Source organism: Cellulomonas endophytica, assembly GCF_004123805.1.
Classification (GTDB): domain Bacteria; phylum Actinomycetota; class Actinomycetes; order Actinomycetales; family Cellulomonadaceae; genus Cellulomonas; species Cellulomonas endophytica.
Genome location: NZ_RWJX01000169.1, coordinates 1 through 1,106, shown reverse-complemented (window position 1 = coordinate 1,106; position 1,106 = coordinate 1). Strand labels below are relative to the sequence as shown.

General features: G+C 77.7%; 1 pseudogene. It reads right to left on the bottom strand.

Annotated elements, in window-relative coordinates:
- Positions 1-710: pseudogene (locus EJA20_RS18490) on the bottom strand (hypothetical protein); the annotation flags it as partial.
- Between the last annotated feature and the right edge of the window lie 396 nt (positions 711-1,106).

Here is a 1,106-nt window from a genome sequence, read left to right as displayed (position 1 = left end):
CGCTCGCGCCAGCGACGGGCCCGGCTCGCGGTCGCCACCGCGGTGCTCGTGGCCGCCGCGGGCAGCAGGTCCTCGTCCGCGGCCCGCTGCGCACCGGGGGGCAGGTCGGTGGTCTCGGCGAGCAGGACCTGCACGTGCCGGTGGGAGACCGTGCCCTCCCCCAGGGCCGCCAGCAGCGCCGGGCGCGCGGTGACCAGGGTGACGGACTCCTCGACCAGGGTGCCGGTGGTCCGTTCGGGCAGCCCCAGCGCGGTCGCGACCTCGGCGATCACCGACCGGTAGGACAGGTCCTGCCGCTGTCCCGCCGGCAGACCCAGCGCCACCCCCGCGGCCTGCTCCTGCGCGCGGTCCTGCACCCGGTCGGCCAGCACCGCGTACCGCACCGCGAGCTCGAGCATCTGCGCCCGCTGCGCCGTCGCGGCCCGCACCGCCGCATCCGCCGCGACCGCCAGACGCACGAACTGCTCGTGCTGGTCCCGCAACCCCGCCACCGCCACCGGGTTGCCCGCCCACGCCTCGACCTGCGCGTCCGTCGCAGCACGAGCCGCCTGCTCGGCGCCGACCCGGTGCCAGCCCGTCCCCTCCGATGGTGCCGGCGGCGCCTCCAGCACGCGGCCGTCCGGACCGAACCCGCGCTCCACAGGCTCCTCGTCGAGGACCGAGACGCCCCGCGGTGCGACGTCCAGGGCGAGGACGTCCTGCTCCAGCACCGCCGGGTGCCGCCGCCGGTCACGCACCCCGGCAGCACCCGAGCCAGGCGCACCACGACGGGCAGGCGCACCCGCACCCACCGCCCGCACTCCCGCCCCCACCGCCATGAGCCCATCCCACACCCGACCACCGACACGGATGCCTGCTCGCCGGGGAGCTGCTGTGGACGACCGTCGAGCGGGGAGGAGTGGTGGTGAGCAGGCCATGGACGCCGGCCGACGTCGTGACGGACGAGGCGGCCGACACCGCGGACCCGAGGGCGAGCACGGCGCGAGGGCCACCGCGGCACGACGGCGAACGGGGACGCGGGCGACCGGGACAGGGGCGGACGGGGACACGGGCGGACGGGACACGGGCGGACGGGACGCCGGCGAAGGAGGCACAGACGGACAGGG